The sequence below is a fragment of the Xanthomonas sp. NCPPB 2866 genome (assembly GCF_041475745.2).
Taxonomy (GTDB): domain Bacteria; phylum Pseudomonadota; class Gammaproteobacteria; order Xanthomonadales; family Xanthomonadaceae; genus Xanthomonas; species Xanthomonas arboricola.
The window spans coordinates 1338651-1355175 of record NZ_CM192975.1; the positions used below are offsets into that span (position 1 = coordinate 1338651).

A 16525-nucleotide genomic window follows, 5' to 3' on the forward strand; every position below is an offset into this window, starting at 1 on the left:
GCACATGCAAGACCTCACGTCCTCGTGCACGCAAGGCGCACCGCGATGCAGATGCCGTGCGTCGTGCCCGCACCGTTCGGTGCCTGCGCAGATGTCACAGAAAATTCATCAAAAAACGGTGCCCGATCGTCGCTGTCGATGCTCGTAGTCCAGGTACAACGCAGCATTCCCGCGTGGCGGGTGGTGTTGCGCATTGCTTCCTCCCCTACTGGATTTCACGATGCGCCGTACGTTGTTTCTTTCGATCGCTCTTGCCCTGCACGCCGGCACCGCTGGCGCCCAGACGGCTGCTGCCACCGTCGCGGTCGAGGCGATTCCGGCCCAGCCACTGGCGCGCGCGCTCAATGCGCTGTCGCGCCAGACTGGGCTGCAGTTTGTCTATGCCGCCGGCGTGGCCGGCAACCCGCAGACCCGCGCCACCGCGGCCGGCGTCGCACCCGAGCAGGCCCTGCAGCAATTGCTCGACGGTACCGGCCTGCGCTACCGCTATCTCGATGCGACCACGGTGACGATCGAAACCGCCGAGCCGGCGCCCGGCCTGCCGCCAGCGGCTCCGGCAACGGCCGCAGTCGCCACGGCACCGGTGCCGCGTGCAGACGCGCCGGTGCAGGAACTGGACAGCATCCAGGTGCTCGGCAGTTACGCCGGCAGCCTCAGCGCCGCGTTGCGCCAGAAACGCTATGCCGACAGCGTGGTGGATGTGATCGCCGCCGAAGACATCGGCAAGCTGCCGGCGCAGAACGTGGCCGAGGCGCTACAGCGCGTGCCGGGCGTGTCGATCGTGCGCGACCGCGGCGAAGGCGTGTACGTGCGCGTGCGCGGCCTGGGCCCGAATTTCCAGGTCACCACGCTCAACGGCCAGACCATGGCGGTCAATGAGAACGTGCGCACCTCCGGCCAGACCGGGCGGCAGTTCCGCTACGACACGCTGCCGGCCGAACTGGTCTCCGGGCTGGACGTGATCAAGAGCCCCACCGCCGACCTGGACGAAGGCGCCATCGGCGGCATCGTCAACGTGCGCACGTTCCGCCCGCTGGAGCTGGGCAAGACGCTGACCAACGTATCGCTGGAATCCAGCCAGGCCCAGCGCACCCAGGCCAACGATCCGCGCGTCTCCGGGCTGTTCAACTGGGTCAATGCCGAGGGTACCTTCGGCATGCTGATCTCCGGTGCATATGCGCAACGCACCTTGCGCCAGGACCGCGTCAACGAGGTGAGCTGGGACTATTACCGCAACGGCGTGCCGGGCGTGCCCGGTGCCAATTACGTTCCCACCGGCCTGCGCCCGACACTGGAGCTGGAGGAGCGCGAGCGCACCGGCGTGGCGGCCTCGCTGCAATGGAAGCCCAGCGCGGCGTGGGAGACCAATCTGGATCTGCTCTACGCCAGGCAAACCGTGCATTACGACGAATACAGCATGGGCGTGGGCTTCGACAGCCTGGCCAAGCTGAGCAATCTGCGGGTGCAAAACGGCGGTATCACCGGCTTCGATTATCGCAACGGCCAGGTGCAGATCTCGCGCGAGACCTCCGGCATCACCGACGACAATCGCAGTGCACGCCTGTCCAGCACCTGGAGCGGCGACCAGTGGACACTGGGCGCAGTGGCGTTCCACTCGCAGGCGCACAGCTACGACTCCGATCCGATCCGGCGCACCCGTCTGCGCAGCGGCACCAACCTGGCGATGCGCGTGGACATGCCGCAAGCCGACGGCGACAACGTACCGGACTGGAGCTTCACCAACGGCTTCGATCCGACCAACCCGGCCACCGTGGCAGGACGCCGGCTGGAATGGCGCGAGATCGATGCGCGCGACAAGGAAGACGCGCTGCAGTTCGATGCCAGGCGCACACTCGACGGCAGCTTCTTTCGCGACTTCAAGGTGGGCGCCAAGTACCGCCAGCGCTCGCGCACCTACGATCGCGCCGACCTGCTGCTCAACAGCATTGCCGGGGTACGTTTCCCGGGCAGCTATTTCACCGCGTTGCCGGTGGGCGACATGCTGTCGGACGCCAACGGCAACCTGCCGCGGCAATGGCTGGCGCCGATCGAATCCGCGTTCTGGGGCAATTGGCCGACCAGCGCCGATCTGAGCAACACGCACAACAGCGCCGACCTGCAGAATTCCTACGAGGTGCAGGAAAAGATCGCCTCGGCGTACGCGATGAGCAACTTCGCCACCCAGCTGGCGGGCCGCGAACTGCGCGGTAATGTCGGCGCGCGCGTGGTGCGCACCGAGCAGGCCACCGATGGCCATGCCGATGTCAACGGCAGCGCACAGCCGGTGCATTTCGAGCGCAGCTATACCAATGTGCTGCCTTCGTTCAACGCGGCCTGGGATGTGCGCGAGGACATGGTGCTGCGGACTTCCGCGGCCAAGGTGATCACGCGCCCGGACCTTACCGATCTGTCGTCCAAGCTGACCTTCAATTCCAGTGGCGAACGCCTCACCGCCAGCGGCGGCAACCCAGCGCTGCAGCCCTTCGAAGCGTGGCAGTACGACCTGACTTTCGAGTGGTACATCGACGGCACCTCGGCACTGACCGGCGGTCTGTTCTACAAGGACATCTCCAGCTTCATCCAGACCCAGATGTCCAACCTGGTCTACCAAGGCCAGACCTATCTGCTGTCGTCCAAGACCAACGGCAGCAAGGCGATGGTGCAAGGCGCGGAAGTGGCGTATCAGCAGGTCTTCAGCGGCCTGCCGTCGCCGCTGGACGGCCTGGGCATGCAGCTCAACTACACCTGGACCGACAGCAAGGCGACCTATCACGACGGCACCGGCAGCTTCACCGACAGCCTGGAAGGCGTGGCCAGGAACACCTACAACGCCGTGCTGTTTTACGAGAAGGGGCCGTTGATGGCGCGCGTCAGCTACAGCTGGAGCGACGACATCCTCAACGCGGTGGGTACCGCCAATGTGGCCACGCTCAACAGCGACCGGTTCGGCAGCCTGGATGCCAATGTCGCCTACAAGGTCAACGACACGCTCTCGGTGTTCGTCAACGCGATCAATCTCACCGGCGAAGTGCAGCGCCAGTTCGTTGGCGATCACTTGTTCGGCGGCTATACCGACTACGGCCGCACCTGGTCGCTGGGGTTGCGCGCGCGCTTTTGACAAGGGCTGGAGACCTGACGGGCAGTTGCCAGCGACGTGCGGTGTGCATCGGGGGCGCTGCGCTTGCGGGTGACATGCCGCCACGGAGGCCTTGCGACGAGCGCAGCCGTCGTGATCGCCGATCCAGTTTGTTGGCGGCAGCCAATGCCGCCACCGGGCGCCTTGCTGCAAGGCGCCATCTGCAAGGGCCATGGCTTCGGCTATGGCGCTGTTGCCAGCCGCACATCGCCTCGTATCGCGGTGTGCAACAGCTGCATCACGTGTTGAGACCACTCATGTCATTACTGCTTCGTAGCTGTATCGGTTTTTTTGTCTTGATCGTGGCCGGCCTGGCTACGCCGGTAGCGCCTGCCGCCACCACGTCGGAGACGCTTGAAAAAGTCGTCATCCTCAAGCGCCACGGCGTGCGTGCGGCGATGTCCAGCCCGGAACAACTGGGTCGCTATTCCGTGCGTCCCTGGCCCCGCTTCGATGTGCCGGCCGGCCACCTGACCGCAAACGGTGCGCGTCTGGAGGCATTATTCGGTGCCTACTACCGCGCCCGTTACATGCCGTTGGGTCTGTTCGATGACGATGGCTGCGCCAACGTCTACTACTGGGCCAATCTCACCCAGCGCACCATCGCCTCGGCGCGTGCGTTGGCAAGCACGCTCACCCCGGGGTGTACGAACACGGTGCACCACGTGGCCGATGACGCGTCCGATCCACTGTTCGACGGCGCGCCGGCATTGCGACAACCCGCTGCGGCGGCATTGATGCGCGCGGCCATTGCCGGCCGCGTCGGCGGCGATGTGGTCGCCTGGAATGCGGCGCAACGCGATGCTATCGACAGCTTGCAGCAACTGTTGCTGCAATGCGCGCAGCGGCCGTGCCCGGCGCAGGCCGGTGCCGGCAAGCAACGTCTGGATGCGGTGCCCGCAGGCATGGGCGCCGCCCACGACGGAATCGCCGGTGTCGAAGGCCCGGCACCGGCAGCTTCCGGCATCAGCGAAAGCCTGTTGATGGGCTGGGCCGACGGACAGGACTTTGCCGCGTTGGGATGGCAAGGCGTGGACGAGGCCAGTCTGCTGCGCGCGTTTGCCCCGCATCAGGCCGAGTTTGCGCTGCGCCTGCGTGCGCCGACGGTGGCGCGCATGGCCAGTACGCCGCTGGCGGCGCGGCTGCTGGCGACACTGCAGCAAGGCAGTGTCGCCAGTGGCAATCGCCATCCACCGCAGGCCACGCCGATCGGTGGCGATGCACGGCTGGTGGTGCTGTCCGGTCACGACGGCACGCTGACCTTGCTGGCCGGCATGTTCGATCTGCATTGGCAATTGCCTGGTTACCAACCCGACCAGACCGTGCCTGGCGGCGCCTTGGTCTTCGAGCGCTGGCGGCGTGCCGATGGGCAGCGGGTGATCCGCCTGCGCTACACCGCGCAGACACTGGCGCAACTGCGCGAACGCCGCGCACTGACACCGCAGGCGCCGCCGCCGTCATCGCCGGTGTTCATTCCCGGCTGCAGCAGCGCCACCCCGGAGTACGACTGCCCGCTGCCAACCTTGGCGACATTGATCGACGCCGCGATCGACCCGCATTACCTGAGCGAATGACGCCGCGCGCGCCGGCCGCGACCGGCGCGTGTGGTTGCATCGGCGCATCGGCGCCGTTTCCCTGGCCACCGTGCCAGCCGCTGTTTCTCACCACTGCAAGAGGCGATTTATGCTCCACCAGCGACGTACTCTCGTCAGTCTCGCAATCACTCTCGGTCTTGCCTGCGCAGGCATCGCCCAGGCGCAAACGGACGTCGGCGTACTCGACGTGTTGACCTACAACGTCGCCGGCCTGCCCGAAGGCCTGTCCAGCGGAACGCCGGCCACCAACACCGCACTGCTCGCACCGAAACTGGCGCCTTACGGGCTGGTCAACGTGCAGGAAGACTTCAACTACCACGCCACGCTGTACGCCGGCGACGCGCATCCCTACCGTACTGCCACCAGCGGCGGTGCCGCGTTCGGCGACGGGCTCAACACGCTCAGCAACTATCCCTTCAACGACTTCACCCGGGTCAAGTGGAACCAGTGCAACGGCACCGACTGCCTGACCCCGAAGGGTTTCAGTTACATGCGCGTGCGCCTGGCCGACGGCGTGTTGCTGGACGTCTACAATGCGCATCCCAATGCCGGGGTCGAAGCGGGCGACCTGTCCGCACGTCGCGTCAATATCGGCCAACTCTCGCAGTTCATCCAGACCTGGTCGGCCGGCAATGCGGTGCTGGTGATGATGGATTCCAATACGCGCTACACCCGCAGCGACGACAACATCCGCGAGTTGATCGCCTCCAACGGTTTGACCGATCCGTGGGTGGAGCTGATCAAGGGCGCAGCACCGGCGGCCGGCGCCGCACCGCTGTTGTGCGGCACGCCGCCCACCAATAGCTGCGAAGTGGTCGACAAGATCCTGTACCGCGATGCGCCGCAATTGACCTTGGTGGCCAACCGTTACCAGCTCGATGGCGGCGGCTTCTATGACAGCGCCGGCAAGCCGCTGTCCGACCACTACCCGCTGCATGCGCAATTCGGATGGGCCGTGGGCGACCGATTGCGCACCAGCGACCAGTTCGGTGGTCCGCATGGCGTTCCGTTCAACGATCTGGCCGGCAACCCTGGCGTGCGTCCGCTCAGTGGCGTGACCCTGCGCGGCGGTGCGCGCCTGGATGGCGTCGGCGTGATCCTGGACAGCGGCAAGCTGCTCGCGCATGGCGGCAGCGGTGGGCAGGCGACCACACTGTCGCTGGGTGCCAACGAAACGCTGTCCTCGGCCACCTTCACCGTGGGCAAGTACAACAACCGCACCCGCCTGTTCTCGCTGAGCCTGCGCACCAACAAAGGCCGCAGCGTGCAGGTAGGCAGCCCGACCAGCGAGAGCTACACGCTGAGCGCTCCCAGCGGCTGGCATATCGCCGGTTTCACCGGTCGCGCGGGTGAGGAGATCGACAAGCTGGGGGTGGTGTATGCGAAGGACTGAGGGCATTGCGGACTAGCAGCCACTCAGACCCCTCGCAGTCTGCGGCGTGAGCTGTAAAGCAGCGACGCACGCCATGGATGGCCTCTCTGTTAAAGCGGCAATCCACGCAGCATTGAATCTGGCGGTGCGTTGAAACATCCGTGCAGCCGCAACGTTGTGCGGATCAGAACGTAGGTCTCCTGCGCAATTGCTGATGCTCCACGATAATTCGTCGGCGGGGCGACGCAATGCATCAACCGTAATGCCCGCGGGGTTCGTGCACATGCGTATCGGCACGCAAACGCACCCGTGGACGCAACCATTGGGCAAACTCCGCTTCGCCCCATGCGCCATCGGCCAATCCCATCATGGCGACATACTTCTCTTCCTGCGAGGCGATGAGCTCGGCACCATTGAGCACGAGAAAAACGCGGTAGCAGACATGGGCGGTACGCTTGTTGCCATCCACAAACGGGTGATTGCGCGCCAGCCCGTAGGCCAGGCTGGCGGTCAACTGCACCAGATCGGGCGGAGGATCGCCATAAGAAAAAAGCTGCTGTGGACGGGCCAGGGCCGAGTCCAGCAAGGCCTCATCGCGGATGCCAGCAGCGCCACCGTGTTCGCTCAATTGACGTTCGTGGATGGCCAGGGCAAGCGCGCGCGTGATCCATACGACCATGCGCGTGTTCATTTGGCCAGCTTGTTCAGCACCTGACGGTCCTCGCGCATCACCTGCTCGGCCACATCCATCTGCGCGGCCAGGGTCGGGTCGAACGCGGTCAGCTTGATGCCGTCGGGCGTTTCCAGTGCATAGAGTTCGTCGCCCTTACCCAGGCGCAGGCGGGCGAGCAGTTCCTTGGGCAGGATGACGCCAGCGGAATTGCCGATGGAGGTGATCTTGAGCTTCATGGTCGACGCCCTCGTTAGTACGTAAGTTATAACTCCGTTTCCAGCCGATCACAAGCCCGTCCTGGCTGAAGCGGCTCAGCAACCTGCATGGGCCGATCTCGCCTGCTGCGACCGACAGGTGTACAAATGTACACCTTGTCCCGTCCGGCCGTTGCACTCCCATGGAATCTCTCTCCCCCAAGCGTCAGGCGGTGCTGGCTTTCCTGCAGGAACAGGCCCGTGCAGGGGTATCCCCCAGCCTGGCCGAGATTGCGCAGGCGTTCGGGTTCGCCTCGCGCAATGCCGCGCAAAAGCACGTGCAGGCGCTGGCCGAGGCCGGGTTGATCGAGCTGCTGCCCAATCAGAAACGTGGCATCCGCATGCCGGGCGGGGCCGCGCGCGATGCCTTGCTGGCCTTGCCGGTGCTGGGCCGGGTGGCGGCCGGTGTGCCGATCGGGGCGGATATCGGCCTGGACCGGCAGTTGTGGCTGGACCGCACGCTGTTCTCCTTGCGTCCGGACTATCTGCTGCAGGTGCAGGGCGATTCGATGATCGACGACGGCATCCTGGACGGTGATCTGGTCGGCGTGCATCGCAGCAGCGAGGCGCGCGATGGGCAGATCGTGGTGGCGCGGGTGGATGGCGAAATCACCATCAAGCGGCTGGAGCGCGGTGCCGAACGCATCCGCCTGTTGCCGCGCAACCGCGCGCATGCGCCGATCGTGGTGGCGGCCGATGCCGACTTCGCGATCGAAGGACTGTACTGCGGTCTGATCCGGCAGGGTTGAGATGAGCCAGGAGCCCGCGCGCATCAGGCAGGACGGCAACGCGGCAGTGGCGCTGCCGCTGGACGCCCTACTGGCCGCACGCACGGTGTGGCGCGCGGGTCGTGGCACCGCCATCGCCCATGGCGGCGAATCCACCGGGCATGCGGCACTGGATGCGCTGCTGCCCGATGGCGGCTGGCCGCGGCGGGCACTGACCGAGTTGCTGCTGCCCGCGCACGGCGTGGGCGAGATCGCCTTGTTGTTGCCCACGCTGGCGCGCATGACTGGCGCCAGCAGCCGGGTGGTGCTGGTGGCGCCGCCGTTCATTCCCTACGCGCCGGCCTGGCAGGCGGGCGGGGTAGTGCTGGAACATCTGGAAGTGGTGCAGGCCGAGCCGCGCGACGCCTTGTGGGCGTTCGAGCAATGCCTGCGCAGTGGCGCATGCGCGGCGGTGCTGGGCTGGCCGCAGACCGGCGATGCACGCGCATTGCGGCGGCTGCAGGTCGCCGCCGACAGCGGCAACTGCTGCGCGTTCGCGTTGCGCGATCGCAAGCATGCGGTCAACGCATCGCCGGCGGCGTTACGGCTGGAATTCCTGCCCGAGCGCGATGCCTGGCAGGTACGCAAGTGCCGCGGCGGGCAGGTCCCGTCGCAGCCGTTGCGGCTGGCGCATTGAGGCGCGCGCATGTTGTGGGCCTGCATCTTGCTGCCGCAGCTGGCGCTGGACGCCGTCCTCCGGCGTCTGGAAGAGCCGGACGCACCGCTGGCGTTGGTGGAAGGGCCGGCGCAGTTGCGCAGCCTGCACTCGGTCAATGCAGCGGCGTCCGCCGCCGGCCTGAAAGCCGGCATGCGGCTGTCGGCGGCGCATGCGCTGATGTCCCATGTACGCACCATCGATTACGAGGCCCAGGCTGAAGCGCGTACGCAGCGGTTTCTTGCGGCGTGGGCGTACCGGCACAGTTCGTTGGTGAGCCAGCAATGGTCGCGTGCCATCGTGCTGGAGGCCGGTGCCAGTTTTCGGTTGTTCGGTCCATGGCCGCGTTTCGAGCGCCGCCTGCGCGATGAACTGCAGGCCTTGGGCTTCCGGCACCGGCTTGCACTGGCACCTACGCCGCGCGCCGCGCGCGTGCTGGCCGGTCTGCGCGATGGCATGGTGGTGACGCAGTTGCCGGCCTTGCACGCCACGCTGGACAAGGTACCGGTACGCCGCGCCGCGTTGCCGGGCGATGCCGGCGAGCGCCTGCAACACATGGGCGTGCGCACGCTGGCGGCGGTGCGTGCGTTGCCGCGCGATGGGCTGCGCCGGCGGTTCGGTGCGGGCCTGCTCGAGCATCTGGACCGCCTCTACGGCCAGGTCGACGACCCCCTGGAGTGCTACGCGCCACCGGACCACTTCGACCAGCGTGTGGAGCTCGGCTACGAGGTGGAAATGCATCCGGCGCTGCTGTTCCCGCTGCGCCGCCTGATCGGCGACCTGTGCACCTACCTGTCCATCCGCGACGGCGGCGTGCAACGGTTCCTGCTGCGGCTGGAACACGAAGAAGGTGCCACCGATGTCGAGATCGGCTTGCTGACCCCGGAGCGCGCGCCGACGCTGTTGTTCGAGCTTGCGCGTAACCGGCTGGAGCGGGTGGAGATTCCACGCCCGGTAGTGGCGATGCGCCTGCTGGCGCGGCAGCTGCCACCGTTCGTGCCGGCCATGCGCGATCTGTTCGATCAACGTGCGCAGCAATCGGTGGAGTGGCCGCAGCTGCGCGAGCGCCTGCGCGCGCGGCTGGGCGATGAGGCGGTGTATCGCGTGCTGCCGGCCGACGACCCGCGCCCGGAACGTGCCTGGCGGCGCGCCATTGGCGATGCAGTGCGCGAAGCCCATGCACCGCCGCGTCCGCCGCGCCCGACCTGGCTGTTGCCGCAGCCAGTGCCCCTGCACGAAACGCAGCTGCGCATCATCTCCGGCCCGGAGCGGCTGGAAAGCGGCTGGTGGGACGACGACGAGGCGCGCCGCGATTACTACGTGGTGGAAACCGCGCGCGGCCGGCGTGGCTGGGCGTTCGCCGCTCCTGGCCGTGTCGATGGCTGGATGCTGCACGGGTGGTTCGCATGATCGGTTGCGTGCCCTTGCAGCATCAGAGCGTTGCCTGCGGGGCTGGTCATCGCAGCGGTGCCGCACGCGTCCGATGCACGGGACCGAAGAGGCAAACGCAGAGCGTCGATCTGCAGCGCATGTGTGGCGGCAGCGCGATGTCGAAGAGGTGCGCGCATGAGCTGGGATGACGCCGTCGACGGCGTGGACCGCGATACGCCCGGTGGGCGCATGCCGCGCGCCTGGACGGTCGCCGCGCGGTTGCGCGCGGCAAACGACGACATCGCCCATGCCATGGTCGCCGATGGGCTGCCTGCCTATGCCGAGCTGCACTGCCTGTCGGATTTTTCGTTCCTGCGCGGTGCCTCCAGCGCCGAACAATTGTTCATGCGCGCGCACCACTGCGGCTACAGCGCCCTGGCGATCACCGACGAGTGCTCGCTGGCCGGCATCGTGCGCGGCCTGGAAGCCTCGCGCGCCACCGGCGTGCGCCTGATCGTCGGCAGCGAATTCACCCTGGTCGATGGCACCCGCTTCGTGCTGCTGGTGGAAAACGCGCATGGCTATCCGCAGTTGTGCGCGCTGATCACCACCGCGCGGCGTGCGGCGGGCAAGGGTGCGTACCGGCTCGGGCGTGCCGAGGTGGAGGCGCAGTTTCGCGCGGTGGAACCGGGCGTGTTCGCGCTGTGGTTACCCGGGGCGCAGCCGCAGGCCGAGCAGGGCGCCTGGCTGCAGCAGGTGTTCGGCGAGCGTGCATTCCTGGCGGTGGAACTGCACCGCGAACAGGACGATGCGGCGCGGTTGCTCGCCCTGCAGCTGCTGGCGCAGCAACTGGGCATGACCGCTCTGGCCAGCGGCGATGTGCATATGGCGCAGCGGCGCGAGCGCATCGTGCAGGACACCCTGACCGCCATCCGCCACGGCTTGCCGTTGGCCGAGTGCGGCGCGCACCTGTTCCGCAACGGCGAGCGCCATCTGCGCACGCGGCGTGCCTTGGGCAACATCTATCCGGATGCGCTGTTGCAGGCCGCGGTGGACCTGGCGCAGCGCTGCAGCTTCGATATCTCCAGGCTTGAATACACCTATCCGCGCGAACTGGTGCCGCAAGGGCATACGCCGGCGAGTTATCTGCGACAGCTCACCGAAGAGGGGATGCGTGAGCGGTGGCCGAATGGTGTGCCGGAAAAGATACGCGATGACATCGAAAAAGAATTGGAGCTGATCGCATACAAAAAGTATGAGGCTTTCTTTCTTACTGTGCAGGACGTGGTGCGGTTCGCGCGTTCCAAGCAAATTTTGTGTCAGGGGCGCGGTTCTTCAGCCAATTCGGCAGTGTGCTACGCGCTGAGCATCACCTCCGTGGACCCACTCAAGACGCGCTTGCTGATCTCGCGCTTCTTATCCAAGGCGCGCAACGAGCCACCTGACATCGACGTCGATTTCGAACACGAACGGCGCGAAGAAGTGCTGCAATATGTCTACAACAAGTACGGCCGCGAACGCGCGGCATTGGCGGCGACGGTGATCTGCTATCGCGGCAAGAGCGCCGTGCGCGATGTGGCCAAGGCGTTCGGCCTGCCGCCGGACCAGATCGCGTTGCTGGCCAATTGCTATGGCTGGGGCAATGGCGAAACGCCGATGGAACAGCGCATCGAAGAGGCCGGGTTCGATCTGGCCAATCCACTGATCAACAAGATTCTTGCGGTGACCGAGCAACTGCGCGATCACCCACGCCATCTGTCGCAGCATGTCGGCGGATTCGTCATCTCCGACCAACCCCTGTCGCTGCTGGTGCCGGTGGAAAACGCCGCGATGGCCGACCGCACCATCATCCAGTGGGACAAGGACGATCTGGAAACCATGAAGCTGCTCAAGGTCGATTGCCTGGCGCTGGGCATGCTGACCTGCATCCGCAAGACGCTGGACCTAGTGCGTGGCCATCGGGGTCGCAAGTACGAGTTGGCGACGTTGCCGGATGAGGATGCGGCTACCTACAAGATGATCCAGCGCGCCGATACGGTTGGCGTGTTCCAGATCGAGTCGCGTGCGCAGATGGCGATGCTGCCGAGGCTCAAACCGGCAGAGTTCTACGACCTGGTGATCGAAGTGGCGATCGTGCGACCTGGCCCGATCCAGGGCGACATGGTGCATCCGTACCTGCAACGCCGCAAAGACAAGAGCCTGATCAGCTATCCCTCCGAAGGCGTGGAGAAGATTCTCGGGCCGACGCTGGGGATTCCGCTGTTCCAGGAGCAGGTCATGGAGTTGGTGATACACGCCGGCTACGACCCTGACGAGGCCGACAAGCTACGCCGTTCGATGGCGGCCTGGCGCCGCGGTGGTGATATGGAATCGCATCGGATCCGGATTCGCGCGCTGATGGAAGGCAAAGGCTACGCCTCCACCTTCATCGACCAGATCTTCGAGCAGATCAAGGGCTTCGGTTCCTACGGTTTCCCGCAAAGCCACGCCGCCTCGTTCGCCAAGCTTGTCTACGCCAGCTGCTGGCTCAAGCGCCACGAGCCGGCGGCCTTCGCCTGCGGGCTGCTCAACGCGCAGCCGATGGGCTTCTATTCGGCCAGCCAGATCGTGCAAGACGCGCGCCGCGGCAGTCCCGAGCGTGCGCGCGTGGAGGTGTTGCCGGTGGATGTGCTGCACAGCGTCTGGGACAACACGCTGGTCGGTGGCCGGCCCTGGCGCAGCGACCAAGACCCCGGCGAACAACCGGCGATCCGTCTGGGCATGCGCCAGATCGCCGGGTTATCGGAAGTGGTGGCCAACCGCATTGTCGCCGCACGCGCGCAGCGGGCCTTCGCCGATATCGGCGATCTATGCCTGCGCGCCGCACTCGACGAAAAGGCGCGCCTGGCATTGGCCGAAGCCGGCGCCTTGCAGGGCATGGTGGGCAACCGCAACGCCGCGCGCTGGGCGATGGCCGGCGTGGAAGCGCGTCGGCCGCTGCTGCCGGGCAGCCCGCAGGAACGCCCGGTGGAGTTTGCGGCACCGCGCGCAGGCGAGGAGATCCTGGCCGACTATCGCTCGGTCGGCCTGAGTCTGCGCCAGCATCCGATGGCGCTGCTGCGACCGCAGATGCGGCAGCGGCGCATCCTCGGCCTGCGCGACCTGCAGGGCCGCCGTCATGGCAGCGGCGTGCATGTCGCCGGCCTGGTCACCCAGCGCCAGCGCCCGGCCACCGCCAAGGGCACCATCTTCGTCACCCTGGAAGACGAGCACGGCATGATCAACGTCATCGTCTGGTCGCACCTGGCGCTGCGCCGCCGCCGCGCACTGCTGGAATCGCGCCTGCTGGCCGTCCGCGGCCGCTGGGAGCGCGTGGACGGCGTGGAGCATCTCATCGCCGGCGATCTGCACGACCTCAGCGACCTGCTCGGCGAAATGCAGCTGCCCTCGCGCGATTTTCATTGAAACTTTGTCTGGTCTGCGATTGCTGGTAAATTTCGCGCTCAGTTTGCACACGATATGGAGCAGTACGTGCGGAAAAGGATTTTCATTGCGGCCTTGGGGTTGCTGATGGCTGCCGGCAATGCCGCAGCGCAGGTGGATGTTGGCGCCTATATCAAAAAAGACAAGTTTGCCGATATCAAGCTATCGCCCAGCGGCGCGTTTTTCGCCGCTACCGTGCCGATGGAAGACAAGACCGCCCTGGCGATCGTGCGGCGTTCGGACAACAGCATGGGCGCGACTTTTGTGCTGGAGAAGAACACGTATGTGAGCGACTTTGCCTGGGTCAGCGAGACGCGTGTGTTGATCTCCATCGCACAGAAATACGGTCTGCTCGACAAGCCGTTGCCGACCGGCGAGCTGTATGCCATCAATGCCGATGGCACTGGTGTCGAGTTGCTGGTGGGCTATCGTGCTCGAGGCACCGGGCTTGGCACCAACATCAAGGTCAAGAAAACCGAAGCAGTTGCCGCATTCCTCACCGATACCTTGCCCGACGACGATCGCAACGTGGTCGTCGGCATCTGGCCGTTGTCAGGGCAGGACCCGTACACGCGCGCAGAAAAGCTCGACGTCAACACAGGTCGGCGTCTTCCGCTGGCGCGTGCCCCGATTCAGCGCGCCAGCTTCACCACCGACCACCATGGCGAGGTGCGTTTTGCGCAGGGCGCAGGATCGGACAATGTCAGCAAGCTGTATTACCGCGTTGGCGGTGGAACCGAGTGGACGCTGCTCAACGACGAACAGGCCAGCGGCCGCATCGAAACCCCACTGGGCTTTTCGCAGGACGAGCGCATTGCCTACCTGCGCGTGCAGGCTGCCGATGGCCCCGATGCGATCGTGGCTTGGGACATCCAGGCCAATCGCCGTGAACAGTTGCTGCGTGACGCAGTGGCCGATCCACTGGACGTCATCTATCGCAACGGCACCACGATCCCGGTGGGTGCCATTTTCATGGCTGACCGTCCGCGCAGCCGCTTTTTCGACGAGCAGGGCCCCGAGGCGCGGATGTATCACAGCCTGGAGGCCGCCTTCGCCGGTAATGCTGTGCGTATCACCTCCAGTACCAGCGATGGCCGCTACGTCATGTTGCAGGTCGATTCGGGCAGCAACCCTGGCGATTTCTATGTGTTCGATACGCGGGAGAAAAAAGCCCAGCACGTGATCAGCCGACGCGACTGGTTCGATCCCGAGCGCACCGCGACCGTGCAGCCCATCGCGCTGCAGGCACGCGATGGCGTGCCGTTGCATGGCTACCTCACGCTGCCGCGCACCGGCACGGCGAACAACCTGCCGATGGTGGTGATGCCGCATGGCGGCCCGTTCGAGATCTTCGACAGCTGGCAGTTCGACGACGACGCGCAGTTGCTGGCGCAGGCCGGCTATGCGGTGCTGCAGATCAATTTCCGTGGTTCCGGCAATTACGGTCGCGCTTTCCAGCATGCCGGCGCGCGCCAGTGGGGCGGCACCATGCAGGATGACGTCACCGACGCCACGCGCTGGGCGGTGACGCAGGGCTATGCAGATGCGCGCAGGATCTGCATCTTTGGTGCAAGTTATGGTGCGTATGCAGCCCTGATGGGGGCAGCCAAGGAACCGGGGTTGTATGCCTGCGCGGCCGGCTATGTCGGCGTCTACGACCTGCCGATGATGTTCACCAGCGGCGACATCCAGAAGCGCGGCTCAGGCGAAAACTATCTGAAGCAATGGCTGGGCGATCCGGCAACCCTGGCCGCACGCTCGCCGGTCCATCTGGCCAAGCAGATCAAGGTTCCGGTGTTCCTGGCGGCCGGTGGTGAGGACGAGCGCGCGCCGATCCAGCACAGCAAGCGCATGGAGGCGGCATTGCGCCAGGCCGGAGCGCCGGTGGAAACCTTGTACTACGACACCGAAGGCCACGGGTTCTATACCGAGCCGCATCGGCGTGCGTTCTATACGCAGTTGCTGGCGTTTCTGGCCAAGTCCCTGGATGGTGCCAAGGCCAAGTAGTGGTGTCGACGCACGCATATCGGGATCTTGTCGACCACGCTGTCCATGATGGCCGTCGCTACGCGACCGGCGGGGCAGCCCGCCGCAAGGCGATGACGCAAAAGCGCGGGTGAATAGCCGCCGTGGCGGGGCATCGTCATCCAACCGGTCTGTGCTACACCATGCAGGCCGGCGCGGCCGCGCTGGCTTACCTTTCATCCACGAGGCGATCATGAAGTTGGAGGCGTTGTTCGACCAGTTGCACACCTTGCCCACCGTGCCCGAGGTGGCGCAGGACCTGATTGCCCGGTTCGACGATCCGGCAACCAGCATCGATGTGCTGGCGCACACCATCGAGCGCGATCCGGTGATCGCCGCCAAGGTGCTGCGGCTTGCCAATTCGGCGCGCTTCCACGGCCTGCGCGACTCCACCAGCGTGGAAGACGCGGCCATGCGGCTGGGCTTCAACACGCTGCGCACCCTGGTGCTGGCCTCGGCGATGACCGGCGCGTTCCGCGCCGGGCCGGGCTTCGATCTGAAGGCGTTCTGGCGGCACAGTTTCGAGGTGGCCGGCATCTGCCGCCTGCTGGCGCGCCAGCACGGCGTGGATCCGGAAACCGCCTTTACCTGCGGCATGATGCACAACATCGGCGAGCTGCTGATCCAGTCCGGCGCGCCGGATTACGCCAGCCGCATCAATCACGACAGCTCATCGGCCGGCCATGCCGCCGAAGAAACCCTGCAGCTGGGCTTCGGCTACCCGGAAGTCGGCGCCGAGCTGGTACGTCGCTGGCAGCTGCCTGTCGTCATCCAGGAAGCGATCGCCTATCAGGTCCGCCCGGCCGCTGCCCCGGAAGGTGCGCGGATGCCGCTGCTGGTCGCCCAGGCGGTGCAGGTGTCCGACGCGCTGCGTGCACATGGTGGCGCCACGCCGGCGGCGTTGGACGCGGTGCGCGGTCCGTTGATGGACACCGTGGATCTGGATGCCTTGTTCGCCGCATTGCCGGACGTGATCGAGGCCGACCGCGCGTTTGCCGAACTGCTGCATTGATCGGACAGCCGCGCCGACGCCGCCAGCGTCGGCGCAGCCGCTGACGCTGACGCACCATCGCCGGCAGCAGATCCCTGACATGCAGGAAAAACGGCAGCGTCCAGTGCTCACGGCGATAGCGATGTAACGGCAACGCGTGCCCGCCGCTGCAGCAGCAGACCAGTCGGCCCTTACGGGCGCGCGGCCTCATCCGTGCCCCTCAC

The 16525-nt window shown here is 66.0% G+C and carries 13 protein-coding genes; 9 read left to right on the forward strand and 4 right to left on the reverse strand.

Annotated features, from left to right (window positions below):
• Nucleotides 1-14: 14 nt before the first annotated feature.
• The gene (locus ACCQ04_RS05805) at nucleotides 15-194 is read right to left on the reverse strand and encodes a hypothetical protein (RefSeq protein ID WP_226426695.1); all 180 of its coding nucleotides are present in this window, start codon (nucleotides 192-194) and stop codon (nucleotides 15-17) included.
• A 26-nt stretch (nucleotides 195-220) separates the two neighbouring features.
• Between ACCQ04_RS05805 and ACCQ04_RS05810 the strand changes: the two genes are divergently transcribed.
• The 3 genes from ACCQ04_RS05810 to ACCQ04_RS05820 all read left to right on the forward strand — a co-directional run bounded on the left by ACCQ04_RS05810 (nucleotide 221) and on the right by ACCQ04_RS05820 (nucleotide 6124).
• Entirely contained in the window at nucleotides 221-3118 is a 2898-nt protein-coding gene (locus ACCQ04_RS05810; RefSeq protein WP_184431855.1) for a TonB-dependent receptor, read from the forward strand.
• 275 nt (nucleotides 3119-3393) lie between these two features.
• A complete protein-coding gene (locus tag ACCQ04_RS05815; protein ID WP_226426694.1) occupies nucleotides 3394-4710 on the forward strand; it encodes a histidine-type phosphatase in 1317 nt (438 codons plus the stop codon).
• A 109-nt stretch (nucleotides 4711-4819) separates the two neighbouring features.
• Nucleotides 4820-6124: a jacalin-like lectin gene (locus ACCQ04_RS05820; protein ID WP_226426693.1), complete on the forward strand. Its 1305-nt coding sequence runs from the start codon at nucleotides 4820-4822 to the stop codon at nucleotides 6122-6124.
• Between the two features lie 232 nt (nucleotides 6125-6356).
• On the opposite strand, the gene ACCQ04_RS05825 is transcribed toward ACCQ04_RS05820, so the two are convergent.
• Entirely contained in the window at nucleotides 6357-6782 is a 426-nt protein-coding gene (locus ACCQ04_RS05825) for a type II toxin-antitoxin system death-on-curing family toxin (protein ID WP_046345857.1), read from the reverse strand.
• 8 nt (nucleotides 6783-6790) lie between these two features.
• Entirely contained in the window at nucleotides 6791-7012 is a 222-nt protein-coding gene (locus tag ACCQ04_RS05830; RefSeq protein WP_016849390.1) for an AbrB/MazE/SpoVT family DNA-binding domain-containing protein, read from the reverse strand.
• Between the two features lie 161 nt (nucleotides 7013-7173).
• On the opposite strand from ACCQ04_RS05830, the gene lexA reads away from it, so the two are divergent.
• From lexA to ACCQ04_RS05850, 4 genes are all read left to right on the forward strand, one after another.
• Nucleotides 7174-7779: a transcriptional repressor LexA gene (gene lexA / locus ACCQ04_RS05835; RefSeq protein WP_046341994.1), complete on the forward strand. Its 606-nt coding sequence runs from the start codon at nucleotides 7174-7176 to the stop codon at nucleotides 7777-7779.
• A 1-nt stretch (nucleotide 7780) separates the two neighbouring features.
• Complete coding sequence (gene imuA / locus ACCQ04_RS05840; RefSeq protein ID WP_024938648.1) at nucleotides 7781-8434, forward strand: translesion DNA synthesis-associated protein ImuA; 654 nt, start codon at nucleotides 7781-7783, stop codon at nucleotides 8432-8434.
• Between the two features lie 9 nt (nucleotides 8435-8443).
• Nucleotides 8444-9862 carry a Y-family DNA polymerase gene (locus ACCQ04_RS05845; protein ID WP_154831617.1) on the forward strand — a complete coding sequence of 473 codons (1419 nt, stop codon included), beginning with the start codon at nucleotides 8444-8446 and terminating at the stop codon, nucleotides 9860-9862.
• A 156-nt stretch (nucleotides 9863-10018) separates the two neighbouring features.
• Nucleotides 10019-13267: an error-prone DNA polymerase gene (locus ACCQ04_RS05850; protein WP_226426692.1), complete on the forward strand. Its 3249-nt coding sequence runs from the start codon at nucleotides 10019-10021 to the stop codon at nucleotides 13265-13267.
• Between the two features lie 146 nt (nucleotides 13268-13413).
• Here the strand turns inward: ACCQ04_RS05850 and ACCQ04_RS05855 are convergent, their stop codons facing one another.
• Nucleotides 13414-13617, reverse strand: coding sequence for a hypothetical protein (locus ACCQ04_RS05855; RefSeq protein WP_080715734.1), 204 nt, complete (start codon nucleotides 13615-13617; stop codon nucleotides 13414-13416).
• 82 nt (nucleotides 13618-13699) lie between these two features.
• On the opposite strand from ACCQ04_RS05855, the gene ACCQ04_RS05860 reads away from it, so the two are divergent.
• Nucleotides 13700-15292 (forward strand): alpha/beta hydrolase family protein, encoded by a 1593-nt coding sequence (locus tag ACCQ04_RS05860; RefSeq protein WP_226427128.1) that lies wholly within the window; start codon nucleotides 13700-13702, stop codon nucleotides 15290-15292.
• A 211-nt stretch (nucleotides 15293-15503) separates the two neighbouring features.
• Complete coding sequence (locus ACCQ04_RS05865; RefSeq protein WP_226426691.1) at nucleotides 15504-16322, forward strand: HDOD domain-containing protein; 819 nt, start codon at nucleotides 15504-15506, stop codon at nucleotides 16320-16322.
• The last annotated feature ends 203 nt before the right edge of the window (nucleotides 16323-16525 follow it).

What these genes read in the sequence shown, in the direction of transcription:
- ACCQ04_RS05865 (WP_226426691.1), top strand. Translation starts at nt 15,504, where the DNA reads ATGAAGTTGGAGGCGTTGTTCGACCAGTTGCACACCTTGCCCACCGTG.
- lexA (WP_046341994.1), top strand. Translation starts at nt 7,174, where the DNA reads ATGGAATCTCTCTCCCCCAAGCGTCAGGCGGTGCTGGCTTTCCTGCAG.
- ACCQ04_RS05830 (WP_016849390.1), bottom strand. Translation starts at nt 7,012, where the DNA reads ATGAAGCTCAAGATCACCTCCATCGGCAATTCCGCTGGCGTCATCCTG.
- ACCQ04_RS05810 (WP_184431855.1), top strand. Translation starts at nt 221, where the DNA reads ATGCGCCGTACGTTGTTTCTTTCGATCGCTCTTGCCCTGCACGCCGGC.
- ACCQ04_RS05825 (WP_046345857.1), bottom strand. Translation starts at nt 6,782, where the DNA reads ATGGTCGTATGGATCACGCGCGCGCTTGCCCTGGCCATCCACGAACGT.
- ACCQ04_RS05850 (WP_226426692.1), top strand. Translation starts at nt 10,019, where the DNA reads ATGAGCTGGGATGACGCCGTCGACGGCGTGGACCGCGATACGCCCGGT.
- ACCQ04_RS05815 (WP_226426694.1), top strand. Translation starts at nt 3,394, where the DNA reads ATGTCATTACTGCTTCGTAGCTGTATCGGTTTTTTTGTCTTGATCGTG.
- imuA (WP_024938648.1), top strand. Translation starts at nt 7,781, where the DNA reads ATGAGCCAGGAGCCCGCGCGCATCAGGCAGGACGGCAACGCGGCAGTG.
- ACCQ04_RS05820 (WP_226426693.1), top strand. Translation starts at nt 4,820, where the DNA reads ATGCTCCACCAGCGACGTACTCTCGTCAGTCTCGCAATCACTCTCGGT.
- ACCQ04_RS05805 (WP_226426695.1), bottom strand. Translation starts at nt 194, where the DNA reads ATGCGCAACACCACCCGCCACGCGGGAATGCTGCGTTGTACCTGGACT.
- ACCQ04_RS05845 (WP_154831617.1), top strand. Translation starts at nt 8,444, where the DNA reads ATGTTGTGGGCCTGCATCTTGCTGCCGCAGCTGGCGCTGGACGCCGTC.
- ACCQ04_RS05855 (WP_080715734.1), bottom strand. Translation starts at nt 13,617, where the DNA reads ATGGAGATCAACACACGCGTCTCGCTGACCCAGGCAAAGTCGCTCACA.